This window comes from Bradyrhizobium genomosp. III (genome assembly GCF_000261705.1).
GTDB lineage: Bacteria > Pseudomonadota > Alphaproteobacteria > Rhizobiales > Xanthobacteraceae > Bradyrhizobium > Bradyrhizobium ottawaense.
Genome location: NZ_AJQF01000356.1, coordinates 1 through 2,841 on the forward strand (window position 1 = coordinate 1; position 2,841 = coordinate 2,841).

The following is a 2,841-nucleotide window of genomic DNA, read 5'->3' on the forward strand; positions in this document are numbered from 1 at the left end:
GCGCAAGGCGCCGCAGACCCAGCAGCACGTCGTCACCTACACCGTGGTCCTGGCGACCTCCAATCTCGACGGCGCGCTGCTCCCTGGAATGACCGCCCTGGTGAAGATCGTGATCGAGCGGCAGGACGACGTTCTGAAGGTGCCGCTCGCCGCGTTGCGCTTCCAGCCCTCCGGCACGCGGCAGGATCCTGCCGCCCGCAGCGGGGTGTGGGTGCGCACCGCAAGCGGCTCGCTCCAGCGCATCGCCGTGACGGTCGGCGCTGCCGGCACCGAACAGGTCGCCCTCAAGAGCGGAGATCTCGACGAGGGCAGCCAGGTTGCCGTCGGCCAGGCCATCCGTCCGGCGGGCATGGAATTTCTCGGAATCAGGTTCGGATCATGACCGCCTCCCCGCCGCTCATCAGCCTCCAGTCGGTCGGCAGGACCTATCGCACCGACGGAGTCGCGGTCACCGCGGTCCGCAATGTCAGCTTCGACATCGCGCAAGGCGAGATCGTCGCCGTGATGGGTCCGTCCGGCTCCGGCAAGTCGACGCTGATGAACATGATCGGGCTGCTCGACCTGCCGAGCGAGGGCGCGGTCTATCTCGAAGGGGCCGATGTCGCCGATCTCTCGGAAGATCGCCGGTCGTCCTTGCGCGCCCGTAGCATCGGCTTCGTGTTCCAGTCCTACAATCTGCTCGCGCGCCACGATGCGATCGAGAACGTCGCGCTGCCGCTGGTCTATTGCGGTGTCGGCCGCAGGGAACGTTTGGCGCGCGCGGAAGCGAGCCTTCAGGCCGTCGGCATGCTGCACCGCGCCCATCATTTTCCGCGGCAGCTCTCCGGCGGCGAGCAGCAGCGCGTCGCGATTGCACGCGCCCTGATCGCCTCCCCGCTGATCGTGCTCGCCGACGAGCCGACCGGCGCGCTCGACAGCCGTACCGGCGCCGAGATACTGGCGCTGTTCGCCGCGCTCAACCGGACCGGCCAGACCATCGTGATGATCACGCACGATCCCGGCATCGCGGCGCAGTGCCGCCGCACGATCCACCTGCATGACGGCGAGCTCGTCGCTGACGAGACGCCGGCGCCGGCCCTGCCGAAACGGAGCGCGGCGCCATGACGATGCTCCAGGGATTCCAGATCGCCCTGCACGCCCTCAGGCTCAATCCGCTGCGCAGCTTCCTCACCATGCTCGGCATCGTGATCGGCGTCGCCTCCATCGTGACGGTGTTTGCGATCGGTTCCGGCGCGCAGCTGCGCCTGCAGGAACAGATCCGCTCGATCGGCGCCAACGTGCTGATGATCACCCCCGGCGCGGTCTACCAGGGCGGCGTGCGTCTCAAGGACGGCAGCAAGCTGACGATGACGGAGAGTGACGTGCAGGCCATCCTCGAGCAGATTCCGGAAGTCCAGGCCGCGGCCGGCTCGATCGCCGGAACGGCGCAGGTCATCCACGAGGGCAAGAACTGGAATACGACGATCAACGGCACGACGACGGGGCACTTCATGGTACGCGACTGGCAGCTCGCGACCGGCCGCTATTTTTCCGGCACCGAGGAGGCCGGAGCCGGCAAGGTCGTGATCCTCGGCAGCACCGTTGCACGCGAGCTGTTCGCGCCGGGCGACGATCCCATCGGTGCGCAGATCCGGATCATGAAGGTCCCGCTCGAGGTGGTCGGCGTTCTCGATCGCAAGGGACCCGCACAGGACGACGTCGCCTTCGTGCCGCTCGCCACCGCCAAGCTGCGCTTCCTCGGCAGCGCCAGCAACATCAACCGGGATTCGGTTGCCTACATCATCGCCAAGGTCGCCGGGGACGGGCAGATGGCGGGGGCACGATCGGAGATCGAGAACCTGCTGCGGCAGCGCCACCGCGTGCCCGCCGGCCAGGAGGACGATTTCAAGGTCCAGGATCCGGCCGCCGCCATGGAAGCGCAGCAGGGAGCGATCCGCACCGTCGCGCTCCTGCTCGTCGCCATCGCCTCGGTCTCGCTGCTCGTCGGCGGCATCAGCATCATGAATGTCATGATCGTGTCGGTCACCGAGCGCACGCGGGAGATCGGCATCCGCCGCGCGCTGGGCGGGCGGATGCGGGACATCCGCCTGCAGTTCCTCTGCGAGGCGCTCGTGCTCTGCCTGCTCGGCGGAGCCATCGGCGTCGCCGGCGGCGTCACGCTCTCGATGACGGTCGCCCGCATGGCAGGATGGGTCACCTCGATCGACGGGCAGGCGATCGGCCTTGCCCTCGCCTTCTCGATCGCGACCGGCCTCATCTTCGGTTTCTATCCCGCGCACAAGGCGTCCAAGCTCAGCCCGATCGAGGCGCTCAAGACGGAGTGACAACATGCTGGGAGTGGCCACATCAACCCGCAGTCCAGGGAGCAACCAGCCATGAGCCGAGATCCGCAGGACTCGATTACACCGACGCCGCGCGAGCGCGAGCTGATGATGTTGATCGCACGGGGAATGCAGAACAAGAATATCGCCTACGAGCTCAAGATCTCGGAGAATACGGTGCGGGCGCATATCGGCAACATCATGCGCAAATACCGGCTTTCGAACCGAACGCAGATCGCGATCGTGTTCACCCTGCACGCAGCGCCATCCTCGCTACGCCGCGATCTCGCCAGGGTCGGCCATCCTCCGACGGCGACGAAGCCCGCGCAAGCCCCTGCATCACGGGTGCAGACCGCGACGGATTGAATGTCCCGGCCACAATCCCTTGCGTCGCCCGACGGGCAAAACACCCAAGGTATCGGTCAACCCGCGGCCGCGAAAATATTCCACTTTACCGAAATTCGGAAACGGCGTATGTGTCGCCTCAACCCGGCCCAAGGAAGAGGGGCGTATCGCGATC

The 2,841-nt window shown here is 66.7% G+C and carries 3 protein-coding genes and 1 pseudogene; all 4 read left to right on the forward strand.

Annotation, left to right across the window (positions count from 1 at the left end):
- Positions 1–382, forward strand: a pseudogene (locus IC66_RS0129010) (efflux RND transporter periplasmic adaptor subunit); the annotation flags it as partial.
- Positions 379–1,104, forward strand: a complete 726-nt coding sequence (locus tag IC66_RS0129015; protein ID WP_028140949.1) for an ABC transporter ATP-binding protein — start codon at positions 379–381, stop codon at positions 1,102–1,104. The pseudogene IC66_RS0129010 and the gene IC66_RS0129015, both read left to right, overlap by 4 nt.
- On the forward strand, positions 1,101–2,324 hold the full coding sequence (locus IC66_RS0129020; RefSeq protein ID WP_018320679.1) for an ABC transporter permease: 1,224 nt from the start codon (positions 1,101–1,103) through the stop codon (positions 2,322–2,324). The genes IC66_RS0129015 and IC66_RS0129020 overlap by 4 nt, the downstream gene beginning before the upstream one ends.
- Before the next feature lie 51 nt (positions 2,325–2,375).
- Positions 2,376–2,687, forward strand: coding sequence for a response regulator transcription factor (locus IC66_RS0129025; protein WP_038950019.1), 312 nt, complete (start codon positions 2,376–2,378; stop codon positions 2,685–2,687).
- The last annotated feature ends 154 nt before the right edge of the window (positions 2,688–2,841 follow it).